This window comes from Methyloceanibacter sp., assembly GCF_050726195.1.
In the GTDB taxonomy this organism is placed as follows: domain Bacteria; phylum Pseudomonadota; class Alphaproteobacteria; order Rhizobiales; family Methyloligellaceae; genus Methyloceanibacter.
In genome coordinates this window covers 76,481-98,861 of the sequence record NZ_JBOHJC010000004.1, presented here as the reverse complement: position 1 = coordinate 98,861, position 22,381 = coordinate 76,481, and the positions used below count along the sequence as shown (strand labels likewise).

At 64.9% G+C, this 22,381-nt stretch carries 20 protein-coding genes and 1 pseudogene; 11 read left to right on the top strand and 10 right to left on the bottom strand.

From position 1 onward, the window contains the following. Positions 1-61 precede the first annotated feature (61 nt). The 6 genes and pseudogenes from ACRECX_RS04055 to ACRECX_RS04030 all read left to right on the top strand — a co-directional run bounded on the left by ACRECX_RS04055 (position 62) and on the right by ACRECX_RS04030 (position 5,694). Positions 62-1,264: an MFS transporter gene (locus ACRECX_RS04055; RefSeq protein ID WP_431557528.1), complete on the top strand. Its 1,203-nt coding sequence runs from the start codon at positions 62-64 to the stop codon at positions 1,262-1,264. Between the two features lie 21 nt (positions 1,265-1,285). Continuing rightward, positions 1,286-2,152 (top strand): diaminopimelate epimerase, encoded by an 867-nt coding sequence (gene dapF, locus ACRECX_RS04050; protein ID WP_431557527.1) that lies wholly within the window; start codon positions 1,286-1,288, stop codon positions 2,150-2,152. 33 nt (positions 2,153-2,185) lie between these two features. Further along, positions 2,186-3,454 carry a tRNA (N(6)-L-threonylcarbamoyladenosine(37)-C(2))-methylthiotransferase MtaB gene (mtaB, locus tag ACRECX_RS04045; RefSeq protein ID WP_431557526.1) on the top strand — a complete coding sequence of 423 codons (1,269 nt, stop codon included), beginning with the start codon at positions 2,186-2,188 and terminating at the stop codon, positions 3,452-3,454. Between the two features lie 5 nt (positions 3,455-3,459). Beyond that, positions 3,460-4,422, top strand: a pseudogene (gene ftsY / locus ACRECX_RS04040) (signal recognition particle-docking protein FtsY); the annotation flags it as partial. Beyond that, a complete protein-coding gene (locus ACRECX_RS04035; RefSeq protein ID WP_431557525.1) occupies positions 4,406-5,011 on the top strand; it encodes a septation protein A in 606 nt (201 codons plus the stop codon). The pseudogene ftsY and the gene ACRECX_RS04035, both read left to right, overlap by 17 nt. Positions 5,012-5,352: 341 nt before the next feature. Then, a complete protein-coding gene (locus tag ACRECX_RS04030; RefSeq protein WP_431557524.1) occupies positions 5,353-5,694 on the top strand; it encodes a MarR family winged helix-turn-helix transcriptional regulator in 342 nt (113 codons plus the stop codon). Here ACRECX_RS04030 and ACRECX_RS04025 read toward each other — a convergent pair whose 3' ends face one another. The 5 genes from ACRECX_RS04025 to ACRECX_RS04005 all read right to left on the bottom strand — a co-directional run bounded on the left by ACRECX_RS04025 (position 5,695) and on the right by ACRECX_RS04005 (position 8,845). Beyond that, positions 5,695-6,288, bottom strand: a complete 594-nt coding sequence (locus ACRECX_RS04025) for a DsbE family thiol:disulfide interchange protein (protein WP_431557523.1) — start codon at positions 6,286-6,288, stop codon at positions 5,695-5,697. Beyond that, complete coding sequence (gene ccmD, locus ACRECX_RS04020) at positions 6,285-6,503, bottom strand: heme exporter protein CcmD (RefSeq protein ID WP_431557522.1); 219 nt, start codon at positions 6,501-6,503, stop codon at positions 6,285-6,287. The genes ACRECX_RS04025 and ccmD overlap by 4 nt, the downstream gene beginning before the upstream one ends. Positions 6,504-6,511: 8 nt before the next feature. Continuing rightward, positions 6,512-7,249: a heme ABC transporter permease gene (locus tag ACRECX_RS04015; protein WP_431557521.1), complete on the bottom strand. Its 738-nt coding sequence runs from the start codon at positions 7,247-7,249 to the stop codon at positions 6,512-6,514. A 64-nt stretch (positions 7,250-7,313) separates the two neighbouring features. Beyond that, positions 7,314-7,706 carry an META domain-containing protein gene (locus ACRECX_RS04010; protein WP_431557520.1) on the bottom strand — a complete coding sequence of 131 codons (393 nt, stop codon included), beginning with the start codon at positions 7,704-7,706 and terminating at the stop codon, positions 7,314-7,316. A gap of 143 nt (positions 7,707-7,849) precedes the next feature. Further along, positions 7,850-8,845, bottom strand: a complete 996-nt coding sequence (locus ACRECX_RS04005; protein ID WP_431557519.1) for an AraC family transcriptional regulator — start codon at positions 8,843-8,845, stop codon at positions 7,850-7,852. Positions 8,846-9,014: 169 nt separating this feature from the next. On the opposite strand from ACRECX_RS04005, the gene ACRECX_RS04000 reads away from it, so the two are divergent. Further along, positions 9,015-10,673 (top strand): hypothetical protein, encoded by a 1,659-nt coding sequence (locus ACRECX_RS04000; RefSeq protein WP_431557518.1) that lies wholly within the window; start codon positions 9,015-9,017, stop codon positions 10,671-10,673. A 17-nt stretch (positions 10,674-10,690) separates the two neighbouring features. Here the strand turns inward: ACRECX_RS04000 and ccmB are convergent, their stop codons facing one another. Beyond that, complete coding sequence (ccmB, locus tag ACRECX_RS03995; RefSeq protein ID WP_431557517.1) at positions 10,691-11,359, bottom strand: heme exporter protein CcmB; 669 nt, start codon at positions 11,357-11,359, stop codon at positions 10,691-10,693. Then, positions 11,356-11,982 (bottom strand): heme ABC exporter ATP-binding protein CcmA, encoded by a 627-nt coding sequence (gene ccmA / locus ACRECX_RS03990; RefSeq protein WP_431557516.1) that lies wholly within the window; start codon positions 11,980-11,982, stop codon positions 11,356-11,358. The genes ccmB and ccmA overlap by 4 nt, the downstream gene beginning before the upstream one ends. Before the next feature lie 210 nt (positions 11,983-12,192). Between ccmA and acnA the strand changes: the two genes are divergently transcribed. The 3 genes from acnA (at position 12,193) to ACRECX_RS03975 (ending at position 16,309) form a co-directional block, all read left to right on the top strand. Next, the gene (acnA, locus tag ACRECX_RS03985; protein ID WP_431557515.1) at positions 12,193-14,898 is read left to right on the top strand and encodes an aconitate hydratase AcnA; all 2,706 of its coding nucleotides are present in this window, start codon (positions 12,193-12,195) and stop codon (positions 14,896-14,898) included. A gap of 40 nt (positions 14,899-14,938) precedes the next feature. Beyond that, complete coding sequence (locus ACRECX_RS03980; RefSeq protein WP_431557514.1) at positions 14,939-15,433, top strand: N-acetyltransferase family protein; 495 nt, start codon at positions 14,939-14,941, stop codon at positions 15,431-15,433. Between the two features lie 93 nt (positions 15,434-15,526). Beyond that, complete coding sequence (locus ACRECX_RS03975) at positions 15,527-16,309, top strand: DUF1223 domain-containing protein (RefSeq protein ID WP_431557513.1); 783 nt, start codon at positions 15,527-15,529, stop codon at positions 16,307-16,309. A 43-nt stretch (positions 16,310-16,352) separates the two neighbouring features. Here ACRECX_RS03975 and ACRECX_RS03970 read toward each other — a convergent pair whose 3' ends face one another. Then, positions 16,353-18,449 carry a calcium-binding protein gene (locus tag ACRECX_RS03970; protein WP_431557512.1) on the bottom strand — a complete coding sequence of 699 codons (2,097 nt, stop codon included), beginning with the start codon at positions 18,447-18,449 and terminating at the stop codon, positions 16,353-16,355. A 456-nt stretch (positions 18,450-18,905) separates the two neighbouring features. Between ACRECX_RS03970 and ACRECX_RS03965 the strand changes: the two genes are divergently transcribed. After that, complete coding sequence (locus tag ACRECX_RS03965; RefSeq protein ID WP_431557511.1) at positions 18,906-19,289, top strand: DUF2794 domain-containing protein; 384 nt, start codon at positions 18,906-18,908, stop codon at positions 19,287-19,289. 214 nt (positions 19,290-19,503) lie between these two features. Here the strand turns inward: ACRECX_RS03965 and ACRECX_RS03960 are convergent, their stop codons facing one another. Next, the gene (locus ACRECX_RS03960) at positions 19,504-20,259 is read right to left on the bottom strand and encodes a Bax inhibitor-1/YccA family protein (protein ID WP_431557510.1); all 756 of its coding nucleotides are present in this window, start codon (positions 20,257-20,259) and stop codon (positions 19,504-19,506) included. A 177-nt stretch (positions 20,260-20,436) separates the two neighbouring features. After that, a complete protein-coding gene (locus ACRECX_RS03955; RefSeq protein WP_431557509.1) occupies positions 20,437-22,134 on the bottom strand; it encodes a M10 family metallopeptidase C-terminal domain-containing protein in 1,698 nt (565 codons plus the stop codon). Between the last annotated feature and the right edge of the window lie 247 nt (positions 22,135-22,381).

Below are 22,381 nucleotides of genomic sequence, written 5' to 3'. Positions count from 1 at the left end.
CTCGAGGAGCAGAACGCCATATAAGTGCGATCTTCGCAACGCCTCACGATGGCTGAGCCCCTTGAGCGCCGGGACGACACCAAGATCGCGCCTGCCGGGAACGGTGTGGGCGCTCGGCTTCACGTCGCTGTTCATGGACATCTCCTCGGAGCTGATCCACGGGCTGCTGCCGCTGTTCCTCATGGTCAGCCTTGGGGCCAGCGCCACCGCGCTCGGCATTGTGGAGGGCATCGCCGAGGCGACGGCCTACATCACCCGCGTCTTCTCGGGCTGGCTCTCGGACACGCTGCAGCGGCGCAAGGCCCTCGCCGTCGTCGGCTATGGACTTGCTGCGGTCACGAAGCCCCTATTTCCGCTCGCCAACGCCGTCTGGCTGGTGCTGGTTGCGCGCTTTATCGACCGTATCGGCAAGGGCATCAGGGGCGCGCCGCGCGATGCGCTGGTCGCCGATGTCACGCCCGAGCATCACCGCGGCGCGGCGTTCGGCCTGCGCCAGTCGCTCGACACGGTGGGCGCGACGGTTGGGCCGCTGCTCGCGATCTTGCTCATGTATCTCTACAACGACGATATCCGCACGGTGCTGTGGTTCGCGGTCATCCCCGCCGCGATCGCCGTCGTCGTTCTGCTGGTAGGCGTGAAGGAGCCGCCGCGCGTCCCGGAGGCGAAGCGGGCGCCGATCAAATTCGCCGAGGTCAAGCATCTCGGCCGGTTCTATTGGCTCGTCGTGGCGGCGGGCGTCGTGTTCACGCTCGCCCGGTTCTCGGAAGCGTTCCTGGTCATCCGCGCGCATGATCAGGGGCTGGCGCTTGCGCTGGCGCCGGGCGTGATCGCGGTGATGAGCCTCGTGTTCGCGGCAAGCGCCTACCCGGCTGGGCGGCTCCAGGACAGATTCGGGGCGCGGCCGCTGCTACTCGCCGGCCTCGTGGCGCTGATCGCCGCCGATCTCCTGCTTGGGTTCGGCGAAACGCTGCTCCCCATCTTCCTTGGCATCGGCCTGTGGGGCCTCCATATGGGGCTCACGCAAGGGGTGCTCGCGGCGCTGGTGGCCGAGACGGCGCCGTCGCGGCTCCGCGGCACGGCTTTTGGCCTATTCGGCCTGGCCACCGGGCTTGCGGCGCTCGTGGCCAGCGTCGTGGCGGGCGTGCTGTGGGAGGTCGTTGGCCCGGCGGCGACGTTCCTGGCCGGCGCGGTCTTTGCCGGTTTGGCGCTCATAGCGTTTGTAGCGATTCCCGGCGGAAGAGCCGCGTCCCCCGGTGCTATATAGGCGGCAGCAGGATTGAACGACATGGACGCAGCACTTCTTCCGTTTCGCAAGATGAACGGGCTCGGCAACGACTTCGTCGTGCTCGATGCGCGCGCTCGCGTGTTCGGGCTCACGGCGGAAGCGGTGCGCGCCATCGCCGACCGCAAAGAGGGCATCGGCTGCGATCAGCTCATCGCGCTGGAGCCGTCGTCGAAGGCGGACGTATTCATGCGTATCTGGAATGCCGACGGAGGCGAGGTCGCCGCCTGCGGCAATGCCGCGCGCTGCGTGGCCGCCCTCGTCGCCGAGGAGCAGGGACGCCCGCAAGTTACCATCGAGACGGAAGACGCGGTTCTCGGTGCTGTGGTCGGCGGCGACGGCCAGGTCACCATCGACATGGGTGCGCCCCGCCTTGCGTGGAACGAGATTCCGCTCGCCGAGCCGTTCCACGATACGCGTCGCATCGAGTTGCAGGCGGGGCCCATCGATGCGCCGGTGCTGCACTCGCCGGCCGCGGTCAATGTCGGCAACCCGCACGCCATCTTCTTCGTTGAGGACGTGGATGCGGTCGATCTTGCGCGTATCGGGCCGATGCTCGAGCACCACCCGCTGTTTCCCGAGCGCGCCAATATCTCGGTGGCGCAGGTGCTGAGCCCGGAGCACTTGAAAGTGCGCACCTGGGAGCGAGGTGCCGGGCTGACGCGCGCCTGTGGCACCGCGGCCTGCGCTTCCGCCGTCGCCGCCATCCGCCGCGAGCTGACCGGCCGCAAGGTGACGGTGAGCTTGCCGGGCGGCGATCTCGTCATCGAATGGCGAGAGGGGGACGGTCATGTGCTGATGACCGGGCCCTACGCGCTCGACTTCGAAGGCACCTTGCCTGCGGCGCTCTTGCAGCCCGCCGGGGTCTGACTCAATTGAATATTTTGTGTTAGAAGCCGCCCCATGTCCGAGACACGGAACATCGAGATCATCACCTTCGGTTGCAGGCTCAACGCCTACGAGTCCGAGGTCATACGCGCGCACGCGGACGCCGCCGGGCTCACCGACGCGGTGATCGTCAACACCTGCGCGGTGACGGCCGAGGCCGTGCGCCAGGCGCGCCAGGCGATCCGCAAGGCCCGCCGCGAGCGGCCCGGTGCGCAGATCGTGGTGACCGGCTGCGCGGCGCAGATCGACCCCGACCGCTTCGCACGGATGGACGAAGTCGACCGGGTCATCGGCAATCAAGAGAAGGTGGAAGCGCGCACGTTCCAGGGGCTCTGCCTCGACGGCACCGAGAAGGTCGCGGTCAACGACATCATGTCGGTGCGCGAAACTGCGGGCCATCTCATCGAAGGCTTCGGCTCGCGCGCCCGCGCCTACGTGCAGATCCAGAACGGCTGCGACCATCGCTGCACGTTCTGCATCATTCCGTTCGGCCGCGGGCCGTCGCGCTCGGTTCCCGCCGGCGAGGTGGTTGCGCAGGTGCGCAAGCTCGTCGAGAACGGCTACGCCGAGATCGTGCTGACCGGGGTCGACATCACCGCCTATGGCGCCGACCTGCCCGGCGAGATGACGCTCGGCAAGCTTGTGCGCACGGTGCTCAAGCTGGTGCCAGAGCTGCCGCGCCTGCGGCTCTCGTCCATCGACTCCGTGGAGGCCGATCCCGTGCTGATCGCGGCGATCGCCGAGGAGGAGCGGCTGATGCCGCATCTCCATCTTTCGCTCCAGTCTGGCGACGATCTCACCTTGAAGCGCATGAAGCGCCGCCACGCGCGCGCAGATTCCGTCAGCTTCTGCGACGCCATGCGGCGCGCGCGCCCAGACATGGTGTTCGGCGCCGACCTGATCGCCGGGTTCCCCACCGAGACCGAGGACATGTTCAGGAACTCGCTGTCTCTGGTCGACGATTGCGGTCTCACCTTCCTCCATGTGTTCCCGTTCTCGGCGCGCGAAGGCACGCCAGCGGCGCGCATGCCGCAAGTGAACGGCGCGATCATTTCCCGGCGCGCAGGCGAATTGCGCGACAAGGGGCTCGCCGCGCTGAGGGGCCATCTCGCCGGCGCCAAGGGCCGGCGCATCCAAGTGCTCATGGAGAATGCCGTCACCGGCCGCTCCGCGGACTTTACGCCCGTCAGGCTCGACAATTGCGCAGGTGGTGCCGGCATGTTGGTCGATGCGCTGGTGTCCGGCGACGACGGTGCTGCCCTTATTGCCGAGGTGCATCCATGAGCGCGGAGAAACCTGCCGCGCCGGAGACGAAGCGAAGCTGGTTCCAGCAGCTCAGGCACGGTCTCTCCCGGACCTCGGCCGCTCTCTCCAACAACCTTGCGGATGTGCTCGTTCGGCGAAAGCTCGACGAAGACACGCTTCACGAGCTTGAGGAAGTGCTGATCAAGGCCGATCTTGGTGTCGGCATGGCCGAGCGCATTCGTGCGGCGATCGCCAATGGGCGCTACGACAAGGGGCTGACGCCTGAGGCAGTGCGCGCCGTGCTGGCGGCCGAGGTGGCGCGCGTGCTCGAGCCCGTGGCGCGGCCGCTCGCGCTCGACAAGGCGGCCAAGCCGCACGTGATTCTCGTGGTCGGCGTGAACGGCACCGGCAAGACCACGACCATCGCCAAGATGGCGCATCAGTTCGCGCGCAAGGGCGCGAAGGTCATGCTCGCCGCCGCCGACACGTTCCGCGCCGCCGCCATCGATCAGCTCAACGTGTGGGGTGGCCGCGTCGGCGCCGAGGTCGTCGCCAAGGACGTAGGCAGCGATCCGGCGGGCGTGGCGTATGACGCGCTTCAGAAGGCGAAGGCCGAAGGCATGGATGTGCTCCTCATCGACACCGCCGGGCGGCTCCAGAACAAGGGCGATCTCATGGCCGAGCTCGCCAAGATCGTGCGTGTGCTTAAGAAGCTGGACGACAACGCGCCGCACTCGGTCGTACTCGTGCTCGACGCCACCACTGGGCAGAACGCCATCAATCAGGTGCAGACATTCCAGGAGATCGCCGGGGTGACGAGCCTGGTGGTGACCAAGCTCGACGGGACGGCGCGCGGCGGCATCCTTGTCGCGATCGCCGAACGCTTCGGGCTGCCCATCAACGCCATCGGCATCGGCGAAGGGCTCGAGGACTTCGAGCCGTTCGATGCGGACGACTTCGCCCACGCCATCGCCGGGAGAGGAAGCGAGAATGAAGCCGCTGCCTGACACTAAGACGACCGCGAAAGTGGGCGAGCCGGAGCAATCCGTGGGCGCCAAGCTGGCCGTCGAGCTTGGGCCGCTGCTCATCTTCTTCGGGGTGAATGCAATCTACGGCATTTTCGCCGGCACTGCGGCCTTCATGGCGGCGACCGTGGTGTCGCTCGGCTATGCGTGGCTGCGCCACCGTAAAGTGCCGGTGATGCTGGTGGTCAGCGCCGTGATCGTGCTCGCGTTCGGCGGTCTCACGCTCTATTTGCAGGATGAGACCTTCATCAAGCTCAAGCCGACCATCGTCTATACGATGTTCGCGGTGCTACTGGCGGCGGGCCTCCTCACGCGAAAACCCGTGCTCGAACTCCTATTCGGCCCGGTGTTCAGCCTCACCGAGGAAGGTTGGCGCAAGCTGACCCTGCGCTGGGCCGTGTTCTTCGTCGCCATGGCGGTGCTCAATGAGATCGTATGGCGGAATTTTTCGACCGACACCTGGGTGAGCTTCAAAGCATTCGGCTTCCTGCCGATCACATTTCTGTTTGCCATGGCCCAAGTGCCGCTGATGCAGCGCTACGGCGTGCCCGCGGACGAGGCCCCCAAATAGCCGCGGTCGCTTAAGGTTACCCATAGTCCTTTGTTTTCATCACCTTGTAAGGCCGTTCGCTCCCTCCGATATGTCTTGCCGACCCTTGGCCGGGCCCCCCGCGGTTCAACTCGCCGCAGGTTTCCGTGCAACCTGACGTTTGCTGATCGCGATTTCGGGTTGTAAAAGGAGCCTGCCGCATTAACCGAGACACTGTGGCAACCGAGGGATCTTGCACGCTCCGCGCGAGATCGGCGCCGCATATGATGGCAAAGGCTGGAAACGCTCTGAATCGCTCGGCGACTCACCTGTTGCACCGCGCGGGTCAATGTGCCGCCGACATTTTCGCTGCGGAAGCGCGGATGGGCGGCCTGACGCCGCGCCAGTTCGCCGTGCTGATGACGGTGGCCGAGGAGGAAGGGCTCACGCAGACCGACCTCGTCGATCGGACCGGCATCGACCGGTCGACTCTCGCCGATATCGTCGCCCGGCTGCTTTCCCGCGGCCTGATCCAACGCCGCCGCGCCAAGAACGACGGCAGGGCCTATGCCATCAAGCTGAGCGCGCAAGGCGCCAAGACCTTGCGCGAAGCCCAGCCGGCGGCCGCTGCCGTGGATATGCGGCTTCTTGCCAATCTGCCGCCGGCAAAGAGGCAGGACTTTCTCGAGTCACTTGCCATCATCGTCGAGTCGTCCGGCAAGTAACTAGCCTTGCGGCACACCACTCGGCTGTCGCAGGAGCGGCAGGATCTTCTGCGTGATCGCCGCTTCGGTGAGCGGACCTACATGGCGGTAGGCAATTTTTCCGTCGCCGGAAATCACATAGGTCTCCGGTACGCCGTAGACGCCGAAGTCGATCGCGACCCGGCCGGAAGCGTCGGCGCCGACGCGGCCGAACGGATTGCCGTAGCGGCCGAGAAAGCGCCGCGCCGACGCGGGGTCGTCCTTATAGTTGATGCCGAAGAGGCGAATGCCTTGCTCCTTGGCGAGCGCCATGAGCAAAGGATGCTCCTCGAGACACGGCACGCACCACGAGGCAAACACGTTGACGACGGTGGGCTCGCCCGTGGCGAGATCAGCGGCGGTGAAGCTCTGCATGTCAGTGCCGTCCCCGGCCTTCAAGCCTTCGAGCGGGGGCAGCGCGAACGCCAGCACGGGCTTGCCGATCAGCGCCGAGGGCAGGCGCGAGGGATCGCCGGTGTGCAGCGCATACCAGAAGAGGCCGGCGAGACCGGCGAAGATGAGGAAGGGCAGCGCGACGCTTAGGCGGCGCGGGTGTCCTTTCGACTTGGGCGTCATGACCGCTTGGCTTTGGCACGCGGGGCGTTGGGCTTCCGCTTCAGCGTCTCGTTCGCCGCAGAGCGCCGCCTGATGCCCTTGCGCTCCAACTCGCTCAACATGCGCCGCTGCTCGCGGTCATCCATGATGGTGGCGAGAGTGAGCGCGCCCAAGGCGACGAAGGTCACGCCGTAGGCGGCGACGATAAAGACTGCGTGGGGGCCGAGATCGAACATGTCGGCGATCAAGCCTCGGCAAGCGCGGTGTGCTGGACGTGGGTTTGCTGGAGCGCGCGCACGCGGCGACGCAGGATCTCGGCACGCATGGCGATGAGATGCAACAGCACGAAGAGAGCGGTGAAGCCGGCCGCCATGACAAGGAGCGGCGTCAGCAACGATGGATCAATGGTGGGACCGTCGGCGCGGAGCACGCTCGCCGGCTGATGCAAGGTGCTCCACCAATCTACCGAGAACTTGATGATGGGGATATTAACGGCGCCGACCAGCGCGAGGATCGCCGCGGCGCGTCCGGCGCGGCCCGGCTCCTCGATAGCCTGCCACAGCGCAATCAGCCCGAGATAGAGCAGGAACAGCACGAGCATGGAGGTGAGCCGCGCGTCCCACACCCAGTAAGTGCCCCACATGGGCTTGCCCCACAGCGAGCCGGTGACCAGCGCCACGAAAGTGAAGGTGGCGCCGATCGGGGCCGCGGCCTTGGCGGCAACGTCGGCGAGGGGGTGCCGCCAGATGAGCGTGCCAAGCGCGGCGATGGCGATCAAAGTGTAGCCGAACATGGCGAGCCACGCGGCGGGCACATGGACGAACATGATCCGCACGGTCTCACCTTGCTGATAGTCTGGCGGGGCCACGAAAAAGGCGAGATAGAGCCCGGCGACGAGCGGGATGACCACGAGGCCGCTGAGCCAGGGAGCGACACGGTCGACAAGGCTCAGGAAGCGCGTGGGATTGGCGAGGCTGATCATGCCGGGTGGTCTAGTGGGTTTGGCGGGAGAGCGCAATCAGGCCCCGGCAAGGGCGCCAGGGCTTCTACGCGCCGTCGACCTCGACCAGGCGCGCGATTTCCTGCCCGCCTGCGTCGAATAGGACCAGCGAAGCGCCCTCGCGCCGGAAGGTGGCCGCGGCCTGGAGCGTCGAGAGAAATGTCGTCTCAAGCTCGTACTTGCCCGGGCAGCCCTTCTTGGTCGAGGCGAGCGGGCCGATCCGGACGGTGTCGCCGGCGATCTTGTAGCCGCCGAAGAACTGGTTGCAGCCACCGTTGCCAGTGACCCGGCCGTTGGCGTGGAACGTGACGAAGACGCGCTCCTCCGCGGGAACGGCGAAGGAGTGAATGAGGCTAGGGTGCCACCGGCTGCCGGCAGGCGTTTCGGTCGTGGTCAACCCCATCGATCCAATGGCCAAGGCAAGGGCGATCGGCAACATTCGTGAAGGTCCTCTCGCGCCGCATCCATTCGGGCGACATCCCGGAGATTAGATGGTGAGCGGCTTTCGTCCGCATTAAATCTTGGAAAGGCGTCCGTGCTTCTAGCGCATGGCATTGCGCAGCGCGGCGGCGGTGCTTCGCGTCAGGACCACCGCGCGTATCGCGGCGTGACGCCGAACCGCCTGCGGAAGTGGCGATTGAAGTTGGAGATTTCGTTGAAGCCGCAGTCGAGCGCGATTTCGGCGATCCTGAGCCGGTCGAACCGGCTATCGGCGAGCATGGCGCGCGCCTTCTGTAGTCGCAGTTCGAGAACGCGCTCGCTGAAGCTCCGGCCCGACTCGTGAAGCAGCTCCTGGACGTAGCGTGGCGACACGCCGGCCGTCGCGGCAACACGATCGAGCGAGAAGGTCGGATCGGTGAAACCGGCCCTGATCGCCGCAGTGATCTCTCGCAACCTGGCGCGGCGCAGTCCCCGCATCCTGGCGATCTCGGCCGACTCGCCCTCAGCTCCAAGGGCGAGCGCAACGAGATCCAGCAGCGTGGTCTCGATGTGGGTGTCCAAGCCGAGCTCCTCGTCCACGCCGCCATCCATGAGGAACTGGATGTATCGCCGAAAGTGCCTGGCTGCGGCGCTGTCGGAAAACTGTGCAAGCGCCAGATCCTCTGCGTCGGCGACGCGCTCGAGCAGGCGCTGGCGGGGCAAGTTGATGCCCATGACGCGCATCTCGCTCGCCGCTTCGGCTACGGCCGCCTCAGCGTTAGTGAACAGCGTCCACTGCTGACTTCCGACTACGGTCTCCCGGTCGCGCTGTCTCATTGCGAGGGGCGATGCGTTGCAGTTGAAGGTCACCATGAAATCGCCGCGCGTATCGGCCGACAAGTGCTTGGCGTTACGGGCCCACCTGAGCACCGTCGAGCTTGCGCGGCCTAGGCCGATCTCCTTGAGGTGCATGAACTCGTAGACCGCGCTGAACGGCCGGTCCTGCACGCGAGCGAAATCGCAGGCGCCATAGCGCTCGGCGAAAATGTCGCAAAAAAGATTGAAGCGCGCCGTATCGCTCAAGTGTTTTGGCAGGTGGTCCGAGGAGAAAATGAGTTTCCTCGCGCCGGCCCCGTTCGTCGCATTGGGCTCGTCCATCCCAATCTCCCCCGCTTGAGCACAGCAGGCAGGACCGCGTGAAAGTCCCACTCTAGCGCGCCGCCGAACAAGACGGCAAAGCAAAAGCTTCTCATAGTTTAGGAAACGCACTGACGCCAATGGCTCGTCTACCAGACGACCGGGGACGCAGTGTGCGAACGGCAAGGCCATGGCTGTCACTCTCGTCAATAGCTTCAACGTTCAGGACAACGCCACGCTTGAGCTCGACGGCGCCTTCACGGTCACGACCGCCGTGGTCGGCGGCACGTCGCTTTTGTTCGTGGGAGGCGTCGACGATGATGGCATCAGCGTGTTTTCTGTCTCCGCCAACGGCACTCTGACCAATGTCGCCAACGTCGCCGACAACGCGACACTGGAGCTTGAGGGCGTCGCCTCCTTGACCACGGCAGTCGTCGGCGGCACCACCTACCTGTTTGCAGCGGGCATCACCGACGACGGAGTGAGCGCGTTCTCTGTGGGCGCGACGGGCGCCCTGACCAATGTTGCCAACGTAACCGACGACGCAACCCTCCTCCTCGACGGCGCTATCTCATCCGCCGTAGCGACTGTGGGTGGCACTACCTACCTGTTCGTGGCTGGCGTTAACGACGACGGCATCAGTACGTTCTCGGTCGGCCCGACGGGCGCCCTCACCAATATCGCCGGCGGCAATGAAACCGACGTCGGAGCACTCCAGCTCGACGGAATCAGGGGGCTTGCGACTGCGATCGTCGGCAGCGCGACCTATCTGTTCGCCGCCGGTTCCCAGGACGATGGTGTCAGCGTGTTCTCCGTAGGCGCGAGCGGGGCGCTGACCAACGTCGAAAATATCACCGACGGATTGGACCATCAGCTCGAAGGCGCCCAGGCGCTTGCAACGGCAAGCGTCGGTGGCACCACCTACCTCTTCGTGGGTGGAGCGGACGACAGCGGGATCAGCGTGTTCGCGGTCGGCGTCAACGGCGGCCTGACCAATGTCTTCAACATAACCGATGACGACACACTGAACCTCAACTTCGTCTCCTCTCTGATAACCGCGAGGATCGCCGGTACCACGTATCTCTTCGCGGCGGGGCAATTCGATGGGGGCGTGAGCGTCTTTGCCGTAGCTGATGATGGCAGCCTGATCAATTTCGCCAATGTCTCCGACGGTGGGGCTCTTGAGCTCGCAGGCGCAGCCTCGGTAACAACGGCAGTAATTGGCGGAGCGACCTATCTGTTCGTGGCGGGGAACACCGATGACGGGGTCAGCGTCTTCCGCATCGACACCACAGGCCTCACCATCAACGGCACGGGCGGCAACGACGTTATCGATGCGCTGAACTCAGCGCCAGGCGAGCTTCTGCCGAGCGACCTCGGCGACACCATCAACGGCCTCGGCGGCAACGACAATATCGACGGCCTCGCCGGCAACGACGTGCTGCTTGGCAGCGGGGGCAACGACATCTTGCGGGGCGGCGAGGGCGACGACGTGCTGACCGGCGGCGCGGGACGTGACTTGGTTTACGGCGACGCGGGCCGCGACAGATTCGACTTCAACAAGATCTCCGAATCGAAACCCGGCGGTCAGCGCGACAAGGTCATGCACTTTCAGCGCGGCCAGGACGACATCGACCTCCGCACCATCGATGCCAAGACAGGTGTATCCGGCAATAACAAATTCAAGTTCATCGGCACGCAAGACTTCCACGACGTGAAGGGCGAGCTGCGTTACGAGGACCGTGGCTCGACGGTCATCGTCCAGGGCGACCGTAACGGCGATGGCACGGCCGACTTCGAAATCTTCGTCGCCGTCGGCAGCCTATCCAAGGGCGACTTCTTGCTGTAGCGCGAGCAGCGTCCGCCTCAGCGCATGGCGTTGCGGAGCGCGGCGGCGGCGGCGAGCGGTGCGAGCACGATGCTGGCAAGGCTCAGCGCACAAAGAATGAGGAGGGGCGCCCAGATTGAGTTGGGCCCGGTCACGTAGGGTGTCGTTGCCGAGACCCCGAAGATCAAGATCGGCACGTAGAGCGGCACGACGAGAAGCGCGAGCAGGAGGCCGCTCCGGCGAAGGCCCAAAGTCAGGCTGGCGCCGATGCCGGCGATAAAACTCACGGCCGGCGTCCCGGCCAGCATGGCCAGCACGAGCGCGTGGAACGTGCCCAGGGGAAGATTGAGCAGGAGGCCGAGGATGGGCGCGATCAGCACCAGCGGGATGCCGGTGGTGAGCCAATGGGCGAGGCATTTCACGGCGGCGACCACGGGCAGGGGAAGCGGCCCGGTGGCGAGCACGTCGAGCGCGCCGTCGTCATAGTCGTTGTCGAAGATGCGGCCGGCCGAGAGCAGCGCGGCGAGCAGCAGCCCGATCCACAAGATGCCGGGTGCGAAGCGGGCGAGCAGGTTGAGGTTGGGTCCCAGCCCCAATGGGGTGATGACGATCACCACGAGATAGAAGCCGAGCGCGACGCCGATGGCCCCGCCTTCCCGCCAGGAGAGCTTAACGTCGCGGGCAAGCAGGGCGAGGGCGGCGTTCACGCCACATGCTCCTTCCCGAGCGCGAGCTTGTGCTTGAGCAGATTGGACGGAGTGTGGCTCGCGACGATAGCAACGCCACCGCTGTGCAGATGGAGGGCAATGGCGCGATTGATGAGGACCGTCGATCGGTCGTCGAGCGAGGCGGTCGGCTCGTCGAGCAGCCAGATCGGCCGCTTGGCGGCAAATAGCCGCGCGAGCGCAAGCCTCCGCTTCTGACCTGCCGACAGCAGCCCCGCCGGCAGATCGGCCAGTGCATCCAAGGCGAACCCCTTCAGGGTTTCATCGAGGCTCCGCTCCCCGTCCTCCAAGAAGCTTGCCCAGAACGCGACGTTCTCGCGGACGCTAAGCGCGGTCTTGATGCCGCCGAGATGGCCGACATAGTGACATAGCTCGGCGATAGACATGTCCGCCTCGGCGCCGGCGACGCTGAGCCGCCCCGCCGCGAGCGGCAGGAGACCGGCGATCTGTCTGAGCAGGCTCGTCTTTCCCGCGCCGTTGGGGCCGGTCACGAGCAGTCCCTCGCCAGGCTCGAGCGCAAAGCTCAGGCCCTGGAACAGCATCCTGCCGCCACGCTCGCAGGCGATGTCATGGGCGGCGAGGCTGACCTTCAGGGGCATTTGCATGGAATCTGCGCAGATTGAGGCTGGATCAGGCAGTTTGACACGGCTTCAACCGCGTCTCTTCGCGTCATTGTCTCGTCGCCGCAAGGGCTTTTATTACCAGGCTACAGGTGTCAGATATCAGACGTCAGATGTCTTGAGACCTGATCTGGCCATGCCTTTGCATGCGCCGTGCTGGGACCTGCCCGTTCGCGGGCTTCGGAGGAGACTTCTTTGACATCGGCGGTTTCGACCTCGCTCGACAGCTTCAAGTGCCGGCGCACGCTCCACGTGGGCAAGCGCGCCTACGACTATTTCGATCTCAAGGAGGCGGAGGCCGCGGGGCTCGATGGCATCAGCCGGCTGCCGTTCTCACTCAAGGTGCTGCTCGAGAACCTGGTGCGCCATGAGGATGGGCGGAGCGTCACCGCCGACGACATCCGCGCGGTCGCCGACTGGCTCAAGGAGAAGAGGAGCGACCGCGAGATCGCCTTCCGCCCGGCGCGGGTCCTGATGCAGGACTTCACCGGCGTTCCCGCCGTGGTGGACCTTGCGGCCATGCGCGACGCAGTGACCGCGCTCGGCGGCGACCCGAACAAGATCAATCCGCTCGCGCCCGTCGACCTCGTCATCGATCACTCGGTCATGGTCGACGCGTTCGGAACGGGCGCCGCCTTCCAGTTCAACGTCGACAAGGAGTATGAGCGGAACAGCGAGCGCTACGCCTTCTTGCGCTGGGGGGCCGGGGCCTTCGACAATTTCCGCGTCGTGCCGCCGGGCACCGGTATCTGCCACCAGGTCAATCTCGAATATCTGGCGCAGACGGTGTGGACCAAGAAGGAGAACGGCGAGGCCAAGCTCGCCTTCCCAGACACCCTGGTCGGCACCGACAGCCACACCACCATGGTGAACGGGCTCTCGGTGCTCGGCTGGGGGGTGGGCGGCATCGAGGCGGAGGCGGCGATGCTCGGCCAGCCGATCTCCATGCTGATCCCCGAAGTGGTCGGTTTCCGCCTCACCGGGAGCCTGCGCGAAGGCGTCACCGCCACGGACCTCGTGCTCACCGTCACCGAGATGCTGCGGCGGAAGGGCGTGGTCGGCAAGTTCGTCGAGTTCTTCGGGACCGGCCTCGATTGCCTGCCGCTCGAGGATCGCGCGACCATCGCCAACATGGCGCCAGAGTACGGCGCAACCTGCGGCTTCTTCCCCATCGACAAGGAGACGCTTGCCTATCTCGAGGCGACGGCGCGGAAAGAGTCGCGCATCGCCCTGGTCGAGGCTTATGCGAAAGCGCAAGGCCTCTACCGCAAGGACGACTCCGCCGACCCGGAATTCACCGACACGCTTCATCTCGATCTCGGCGATGTGGAGCCGTCGATCGCCGGGCCGAAGCGGCCGCAAGACCGCGTGCCGCTCACCCGCGCCGCGCCCGCCTTCGCCGAAGTGCTCGACAGGGAATACGGCAAGGGCGCTGAGGCCAAGAAGCGCGTGCCGGTGCACGGCAAGAATTTCGATCTCGGCCATGGCGACGTGGTCATCGCCGCGATCACCTCATGCACCAACACGTCGAACCCGTCGGTCATGGTGGGCGCGGGGCTGCTCGCCCGCAACGCCGTGGAACGGGGCTTGAGCGTCAAGCCGTGGGTCAAGACGTCGCTCGCGCCGGGCTCGCAGGTGGTGACGGACTATCTGGAGCAGGCCGGCTTGCAAAAAGACCTCGACAGGCTCGGCTTCAACCTCGTCGGCTATGGCTGCACCACCTGCATCGGCAATTCCGGGCCGCTGCCGGAGGAGATCTCCAAGACCATCCACGAGCACGGGCTCGCCGTCGCCTCGGTGCTGTCGGGTAACCGCAACTTCGAAGGACGGGTCAATCACGACGTGCGGGCCAACTACCTCGCCTCGCCGCCGCTCGTCGTGGCCTACGCGCTGGCGGGCTCGGTCACGGTCGATCTTGCCAGCGATCCGCTCGGCACGGACAAAGAGGGTAAACCCGTCCATCTCAAGGACATCTGGCCGTCGTCGAAAGACGTGGCCAAGCTCGTGCGCAAAGCCGTAAAGAAATCGATGTTCAAGGAGCGCTATGGCGATGTGTTCCGCGGCGATCCCGAATGGCGCGCGATCGAGGTGGCCGGCGGGCTGACCTATGGCTGGGATACGCAATCCACGTATGTGCAGGAACCGCCCTACTTCGCCGGCATGAAGGCAGCGCCCGAGGGGGTAACCGACATCGAAGGCGCGCGCATTCTCGGCCTGTTCCTCGATTCCATCACCACCGACCATATCTCGCCGGCGGGCTCCATCCACCGCGACAGCCCGGCAGGCCATTACCTCACCGAGCACGGCGTCGCCGTGCATGACTTCAACTCATACGGCTCGCGCCGCGGCAATCACGAGGTGATGATGCGCGGCACGTTCGCCAACACGCGCATCAAGAACCAGATGGTGCCGGGGATCGAGGGTGGTGTCACCGTGCACTACCCATCAGGCGAGCGCCTGGCGATCTACGGCGCGGCGATGCGCTACCAAGCCGAGGGCGTGCCGCTCGTCGTGTTCGCGGGCAAGGAATACGGCACCGGCTCGTCGCGCGACTGGGCGGCCAAGGGCACGCGGCTGCTCGGCGTGCGCGCGGCCATCGCCCAGAGCTTCGAGCGCATCCACCGCTCGAACCTGATCGGCATGGGGGTCTTGCCGCTCGTGTTCGCCGAGGGCATGTCGTGGCAGACGCTCGGGCTCAAGGGCGACGAGACGGTGGCGTTGCGCGGCTTGGGCGACATCAAGCCAGGCCAATGGCTCGAGGCTGATGTTACCTATCCCAGCGGGGAAACACGCGCCGTGCCGCTCCAGGTGCGCATCGATACGTTCGACGAGCTCGACTATTTCCGGCACGGCGGGATCCTGCACTATGTGCTGCGGTCGCTGGCGCGCGAGGCGGCATGAGCCGTCTTCACAGGGTCGGCGCGCAGAGCCACACTGTTGAATGACATCCGAACTGGTGATAAGGCCGTTCGCCGCCGATGACCTCCCGAGGCTGCAAGAGGTGCGGGCGGCGGCGTTCAGTCCCATATTCGAATCGTTCCGCACCATCGTCGGCGAGGCGATCTCGGCACGTGCCTTCGACACGGCGGATGCCGATCAGGCTGCCCTTCTCGATGGCATCTGCCGGCCTGGCTCAACCCACAGAGTCTTCGTTGCGTTGATGGATTCGGAGATCGTCGGGTTTGTCTCCCTAACATTGGATCAGGCAAAGAGGACCGGAGAAATCGGTCTGAACGCGGTACATCCGTCGCACGCGAGACAGGGCATAGGCACGCAGCTCTATGCGTTTGCAATTTCCGTAATGCGCGACGAGCGCATGCGTCTCGCCACGGTCGGCACCGGAGCCGATCCGAGCCACGCACCGGCGCGCCGCGCCTATGAGAAGGCCGGGTTCGAAGTGGGCGTGCCTTCGGTGTTTCTCTACAAGGTTCTCTAAGGCCCGAGGGCGCTTGGCGAAGTCACCGCATTGTGACCCCCGGTGCACACTTTTTGCCGGAAATTTTGGGCCGGTTCCGGCATTCTAGGGTCCATGAGGCCCCTGACTTTCTTGAGCTTTCGCGCCGCCGCGGCACTTGCCCTGCTTTGGCTCGCCGCGCCCGCCCAGGCCGAGCCGCCAGAGCCTACGGCGAGCGGTCCCATTCTGCTCGAGCTGTTCACGAGCCAAGGCTGCTCGTCCTGCCCGCCTGCGGACGCGCTGCTCGCCGAGTACAGCGACAAGCCCGGCATCATCACGCTGTCCTACTCGGTCGACTACTGGAACTACCTCGGCTGGCACGACACCTTGTCGAGCCCCGCGAACAGCGAGCGCCAGCGCGAGTATGCGCGGGTACGCGGCGACGGGCGCGTGTACACGCCGCAAGTCGTGGTCGACGGCGTTCAACACGTGAACGGCGGCAACGAAGCCGCCATCGAGATGGCAATCCGCAACGCGGCCAAGCGCCTCCAGAATGTCAAGGTGCCTGTCACCATGCGCGCCGAAGGCAATAGCCTCGTGATCGATATCGGCGCGGCGCCCGAGGGCTCAGACATGCGCGAGGGCACCGTATGGCTCGCCATCGCCAAGGACAAGGAGACCGTCGCCATTGCCCGCGGCGAGAACCGCGGCAAGACGATCACCTACTCGCACCCGGTGCGGGAATGCACTCCGATCGGCATGTGGAAGGGCGAGGCGATGACGCTCCGGCTGCCGCTCAAGGATCTCAGGACGATCGGCGGCGATTTTCTGGTGGCGTTGCTTCAGGTGGAGAGCGCCGGGCCGATCCTTGGCGCCGCCGAGTATCAGCGCCAGGCGAGCGCGGCAAACAGCCCCTGACACCCCAAAGCAAAATGGGCCGGCGTGAGCCGGCCCAGGCGGCTCAGAGCAGGAAATCGCTCTTGATCAGCTTCGATATATCGTCCACCTGGATCTGGAAGTCGGCCTTGCCGTCGCCGTTGATGTCCCCTTCGACGAGGACAAAGCCTGCCTTCTTCTTATAATGGAGTTCCCCGGCCTTCTTGTGGAACTTCTCGTTGTCGATCCATTTGAACCTCTGATCGCCGGGGACGCCCCTCTGGGCGTCGATGTCGCGCAAGTCGATCTTGTCGCGCTGGCTGCGGCTGAAGTCCATGATCTTGTCGCGCTGGCCGCCCTTCTTGGTCTCGCCGATCTTGTTGAAATCAAAGCGGTCGGCGTCCGTGCCGCCAAACAGCATGTCGCGACCGGCGCCCCCGGTCAGGATATCCTTGCCGGCGCCGCCCGTGAGGGCGTCGTTGCCGCCGCCACCCCTCAGCATGTCCGCGAAACCCGAGCCGGTGATGGAGTCGTTGCCGCCGCCGCCATCGATGAAGGGTAGGCCCGTCTTGGTCAAGAGACCGGAGAAGTCGAACGTGTTGGCGGCGCTCGTGCCGGTGAGGCCGCCGCCGTCGCCCAGCCAGTGTTCGATCGACGAAGCGGCGGCATCGAAGCCGGCAAGCTGAACTGCGCCGATCGCCTGCAAGGTGTCGTCACCAGTGTCTCCGCTCATCGTGTCGTTGAGGGCCTCGTCGCCCATGATGACGATCGTGTCGTCGCCGGCGCTGCCATTGACGATGTCGAGACCTGCGCCGCCGATGAGGATGTCGTTGCCCTCGCCGCCTTCGAGTGTGTCGTCGCCGAGGCCGCCATTGAGAATGTCATCGGCATCGCCGCCATAGAGCCGGTCGAGACCATCGCCGCCGTCCAGGATGTCGTTGCCGCCATTGCCGTGAATCTCGTCGTCGCTATCAAGGCCATTGATCGTTTCGTCGATGGCGTAGCCTTCGAACAGATCGGCGTCCGGCGTGCCATTGGTCACCTTGGTGATAAGACCGGCGTAGCCTTGGATACCGAAGTTCGTGTCGGTTGTGTTGACGGTATCGCTAGCACTGGTCCAGGCGATGAAGACCTCACCCGCCGCGTTGATGGCAACGGTCGCGCCATCCTCGCCGGCATTTTGCGGATCCGGAATCAAGAAGCCATCACCGGCCGGATTGCCATCGGCATCGAAGCGGCGCACGGCGATGTCGCCGTCGATTCCGGAGCTGACATCGTCCCACACCGCAAGAAAGCCGCCGTCAGGCGTGGCGCTCACCCGGGGGATGCCGCCGTCCACCGCAACGGTGAACTCATCGCTCGTCATCCCGGTCGATGGATCGTAGAAGCGGCCGAGCACATAGCCGGCGCTGTCCATGTAGAGAACGACGAAACGGCCGTCGGTTAACGCCGTGACATCCGGCGCGGAGAGACTGTTGGTATTGTCGGCGATATCGAAGGACGCAGCCTCGCCAAGACCGCTGCCGTCTGCATCATTGTAGAGATTGGCGCGGATATTGCCGTTCTCGACATAGACGATGAGGGCGAGCGTGCCGGAGGCCGCGACCGCGGGGTCGGTCTGCGAGGCGGTGCCCGCATTCACATTGGCCGCAGTCGTCGGCGGCGGGAAAACCCCGTTCATGATGCTGAACTGGATATCGTGATTGCCGGACGCCGTATCGCGCTCCCACACGACGATCTGGCGCAAGCCGCTGCCGAAAGTAGCGATATCGGGGTCGTGCAGGGTGACCGTATCCGCCGCTAAGGTTTGCGTGCCGAACAAAGTGCCGGAGCTCGGATTGAAAAGCGTGAAGTGAAGGTCGCCGGTCGTGTCGTTCTGCCAGACGCTAACGGAGCTGGATTCCCCGAATGAGGACACCACGGGGTTGCGGTCGTCACCCGTCAGATTGGCGATCCGCGTGGCATCGCCGAGCTTCGTGCCGTCGGCATTGAAGGCCTGGGCGTGAATATCGACAGCCGAGGCGCCCCCATTAGCGCTCTGGAAGACAACGAGAAAGCTCCCGTCGCCGAGCGTCGTGACGTCGGCGTTGGATTGCACGCCGGATAGGCCGCCAACTCCGGTGATGTTGGTGTTCACCTGAACCTCGGAGCCGACGAGGTCAAGATTGGTTAGGGTCGTCATCGCTTGTCCCCTTGTGCAGTAAGCCAGAGCGGACTCTGTCGAGCGCAGGCCGCCACGTTGTGACGCTAGTTAAGGGGTCGAGACAGAAAGCGCGTCACCCGAACGGGGGATGCTGTCCGGAAAAGCGCGGTGCGGCTCTGAGGGCCCCCGCGAACTGCCCCAAAACAAAATGGGCCGGCGTTAAGCCGGCCCATTTGAGTGGCCTCTGAAATGAAATGGCCCGGTCCGAGAGAAGACCCCGGGGGGGCTGGGGGGCTGAGATTCCGAAGCCTCTCTTTGGACCGGGCCGAGAGGCAACACTGCTGAGTTTACCGTTTTTTGGGGCCTGCCCTGGGCTGAACTTGGGCGGAACTGTGATTTATGTTTCGTTATGTTACACTTCGTGTGACGCCCATGTCGGCTTGAAATTCGTTACGCGCGCGGTCATCATGAAGGTTCCGTTACAGGAGGCGCGAGTTGAGCGAAACGGAACCCATAGTCTTGCCGCTGGCCCGCAAGGCCGGCGGCGAATTCAATCCTTCCGACACGGCATCCCGGCGCGGCGGCATCGCGTTCAATCGCCAGGAGCTCACCCAAATCCTCGATGTCTACGGCCGCAAGGTGGCGAGCGGCGAATGGCGCGACTACGCCATCGATACGCACAGAGAGAAGGCGGTGTTCTCCGTGTTCCGGCGGTCATCGGAAGTTCCGCTTTACCGCATCGAGAAGGCGCCGAAGCTCGCGCGCCGTCAGGGCGCCTATAGCGTGATCGCCGCCACCGGCCTCATCTTGCGGCGCGGCCATGACCTTGCGCGTGTGCTGCGGGCGCTGGACAGAGGCTTGCGCCTGGTCGAGGCTTAGCCCCCTACATAAGAAGAAGCCCCGGAGACGGGGGGGACTCGGGGCTTCTCCGGTTCCTTATGGGGGGAACCTGTGATGGGGAGGGAAGCCCATCACTGCAACCTAGGTAGCGATCAACGGCCGATTTTCAACCCGGTGCGCCCCTTGGCAGCGGGCGTGAAAAAGGCCCCGGCAGACACCGGGGCCTTTTCGTCTTGTGCCCGCTTGGCTCGTGCTAGCGGCGGTCGCCGAAGAGCTGCAGCAGCAGCATGAACAGGTTGATGAAGTCCAGATAGAGGCGAAGCGCGCCCATCACGGCCTTGCGGCCCGACATGGTGCCGTCGTCGTTGGCGCTATACATCTCCTTGATCTGCTGGGTGTCGTAGGCGGTGAGCCCGGCGAACACCAAGACGCCAATCACCGACACGGCGAATTGCAGCGCGGTCGAGCCGATGAACAGGTTCACCAGCGAGGCGATGATCACGCCGATCAGGCCCATGAACAGGAACGAGCCCCAGCCGGAGAGGTCCTTGCTCGTGGTGTAGCCCCACAGGCTCAGCGCGCCGAAAGAGGCGGCGGTGATGAAGAACACGCGCGCGATGCTCTCGCCGGCATAGACCAGGAAGATCGAGGAGATCGACGCACCCATGAGCGCGGCGAACGCCCAGAAGGCGATCTGGGCGCCGCTGAGGCTCATCGAGCCAATGCGCGCCGAGATGAAGAACACCAGGGCGAGCGGCGCGAAAATCACCACCCATTTGAAGGCGCTGGCGAACATGAAGTTGCCGAACGCCGTGAGCCCGGTGACGGCGCCGTCGGCACCGGTCACCACGGCCATGGAGTAGACCAGCCAGGCGACGACGCCGGTGATGGCGACGCCGGAGGCCATGTAGTTGTAGACGCGGAGCATGTAGGCGCGCAGGCCCTGGTCGATCACTTCCGCGCGGCCGACGGCCGTGCCTTGCGCGTAACGTCTGTCGAGTTCCGCCATGTAGGAGAATCCCCTTGCTGAACGGTTGGTCAGAAAGCCAGTTCGGCTTGGAATATGGTGGTTTTACGCTAGCGGCGCAAGATGAAGCGACTGTGTCCTGCAGCCCGACTCGAGGCGTTTTCGACCGACTTGAGGCGATTTCGGTCCGAAATCGCGCGAAGCTGCTCCGAATCCGCGCTACAGCAGGAAGTCGCCCCGCGACAGACTGCCGACATTCACGAAGATCTCGAAATCGGCTCTGCCGTCGCCGTCGACATCGCCTTGGACGATGACGGTCGAGCCCCTGTCCTCGTAGCGCAGTTCGCCCTTCACGCCGTGGAAGTCGCTTTTGCCGATCCAGTCGAACGCGTTGTTGCCGGCGACGCCTTTCTTGGCGTCGATGCCGATGAGGTCGATGTCGTCCTGGCCGCGCTGGAAATCCCGGATCCTGTCACGGTTCGCTGCGCCTAGCCCCGACTCGCCCAGACTGTTGAAATCGAAGCGGTCGGCGCCGGCATCGCCATAGTGAAAATCGCGCCCCCTGCCGCCGGTGAGCACGTCGTCGCCGTCGCCGCCGCGCAACACGTCCCAGCCTGATCCGCCGAGCAACAGGTCATCGCCGCCGAGGCCGGCAATCCGGTCGTTGCCGCCAAAGCCCCTGATGACATCACCAAGCTCGCTTGGCAGGAGCTGGCCAGGGGCGGAGTTGAGCGCATCGATCCTGTCGTTGCCGCCGGTGCCGTTGATGGTGAGCCCCGTGGTGTCGACCCGGAAAGTGCTAATGCCGCTGTCGAGCGCGCCCGCCACGGTCACAAACGTCGCGCCGCCGGCCACGGAGGTGGTAAGAGCGACCGGGGCATCGAGCTCCAGCTCCGGAGCCTCGGAATCGATGACGTTGGCCACGTTGATGAGCGAGCCGTCGGCGGCGACGGCGAACACGCTCACGCTGTTATCGAGGGTTGCGGTCGCGAACAGATAGGTCGTGCCGGCGATGTTGGCGGTCGCCAGGGCCTGGATGCCGTCGAGCACCAAGGCCGCGTCGTCGGTGACGTTATAGACATTGGTCAAGACGCCGGCGCCTGAGACCTCGAACACGCTGATGCCGTCATCCCCGGCTCCGGCGGCGAACAGGAAGGTCTTGGCGCCGACGGCGGCCGTCGCGAATGCGGTTAGGCCGGACAGCGCCAGCTCGCCGCCATCGATCTCATTGTCGGTGTTGCGGCCGGATTCGACGATCCCGTTGCTGATGTCGAACACGCTCGCGAGGCTGTAGGGGTTGTTGACGGCGAACAGGAACGGCGTTCCGCCAACCGACGCCGTATGAAGCCCGGAAACGAAGTCGAACTGAACGATGCCGCCCTGCGAGAAGCTGCCCAGCCCGTCAAGGAAGGTCAATGCACCGGTATTGGGATCGACGAGGAAGGACGTAACGCCACCGTCGCCGCCGCCACTGTCGCCTCCCGCATAGAGGATCGTATCGGCTCCGATCGTTGCCGTGGCGAGCGTTTGCAGCGAGAAGAATAGGGCGCCGCTGGCGTCCGCCACGTTGTCCACATTGGTCAGGCTGCCGTCATTACCGACCGCGAAGACGCTGATGCCGAAGGTATCTCCGGCCACGTACAGGTAGGTCTGTCCGCCAACCGTGGCGACGACCGGGGCGTGGGCGTTGGCTAGCCGTAAGTTTGGGTCCTGCGAGTCGTCGACATTGAATACATTGGTAAGGGCGCCTGTGGCGTCGAGGGCGAATACGCTCACCCCATTGTCGAAAGAGCCGGTGACAAAGACGTAGGTCGCGCCCCCGACCACGGCCGAGGTGATGCCGACCGGGACGTTGAGCTGGAGATTGACGTCCTCGGAGTCGTCGACATTGTCGGTGTTGACGAGGGTGACAGCCATGGCCTGCTCCTTGCGGATAGGTGGCAGGCCTTTTGGCTCCTAGGCTGCCCACAAAGACCCCCCTCAGGGGGTCGCTCGGTTGCGAGCCAAAGCCTATCGGCGCATCACAGACAAGTCACGAATTGGTGTCGCCGGAAATCGCGACCCAAGAACATGGTGAACACGCGGCCCGCGACATTCAGAGCAGGAAATCACCTTTGCTCAGCGCGCCGACATTCACGAAGATCTCGAAGTCGGCCTTGCCGTC

Bases quoted from the DNA above. Each gene is read 5' to 3' on its own strand.
- dapF (WP_431557527.1), top strand. From the start codon at position 1,286: ATGGACGCAGCACTTCTTCCGTTTCGCAAGATGAACGGGCTCGGCAAC.
- mtaB (WP_431557526.1), top strand. From the start codon at position 2,186: ATGTCCGAGACACGGAACATCGAGATCATCACCTTCGGTTGCAGGCTC.
- ACRECX_RS04035 (WP_431557525.1), top strand. From the start codon at position 4,406: ATGAAGCCGCTGCCTGACACTAAGACGACCGCGAAAGTGGGCGAGCCG.
- ACRECX_RS04030 (WP_431557524.1), top strand. From the start codon at position 5,353: ATGGGCGGCCTGACGCCGCGCCAGTTCGCCGTGCTGATGACGGTGGCC.
- ACRECX_RS04025 (WP_431557523.1), bottom strand. From the start codon at position 6,288: ATGACGCCCAAGTCGAAAGGACACCCGCGCCGCCTAAGCGTCGCGCTG.
- ccmD (WP_431557522.1), bottom strand. From the start codon at position 6,503: ATGTTCGATCTCGGCCCCCACGCAGTCTTTATCGTCGCCGCCTACGGC.
- ACRECX_RS04015 (WP_431557521.1), bottom strand. From the start codon at position 7,249: ATGATCAGCCTCGCCAATCCCACGCGCTTCCTGAGCCTTGTCGACCGT.
- ACRECX_RS04010 (WP_431557520.1), bottom strand. From the start codon at position 7,706: ATGTTGCCGATCGCCCTTGCCTTGGCCATTGGATCGATGGGGTTGACC.
- ACRECX_RS04005 (WP_431557519.1), bottom strand. From the start codon at position 8,845: ATGGACGAGCCCAATGCGACGAACGGGGCCGGCGCGAGGAAACTCATT.
- ACRECX_RS04000 (WP_431557518.1), top strand. From the start codon at position 9,015: ATGGCTGTCACTCTCGTCAATAGCTTCAACGTTCAGGACAACGCCACG.
- ccmA (WP_431557516.1), bottom strand. From the start codon at position 11,982: ATGCAAATGCCCCTGAAGGTCAGCCTCGCCGCCCATGACATCGCCTGC.
- ACRECX_RS03980 (WP_431557514.1), top strand. From the start codon at position 14,939: ATGACATCCGAACTGGTGATAAGGCCGTTCGCCGCCGATGACCTCCCG.
- ACRECX_RS03975 (WP_431557513.1), top strand. From the start codon at position 15,527: ATGAGGCCCCTGACTTTCTTGAGCTTTCGCGCCGCCGCGGCACTTGCC.
- ACRECX_RS03970 (WP_431557512.1), bottom strand. From the start codon at position 18,449: ATGACGACCCTAACCAATCTTGACCTCGTCGGCTCCGAGGTTCAGGTG.
- ACRECX_RS03960 (WP_431557510.1), bottom strand. From the start codon at position 20,259: ATGGCGGAACTCGACAGACGTTACGCGCAAGGCACGGCCGTCGGCCGC.
- ACRECX_RS03955 (WP_431557509.1), bottom strand. From the start codon at position 22,134: ATGGCTGTCACCCTCGTCAACACCGACAATGTCGACGACTCCGAGGAC.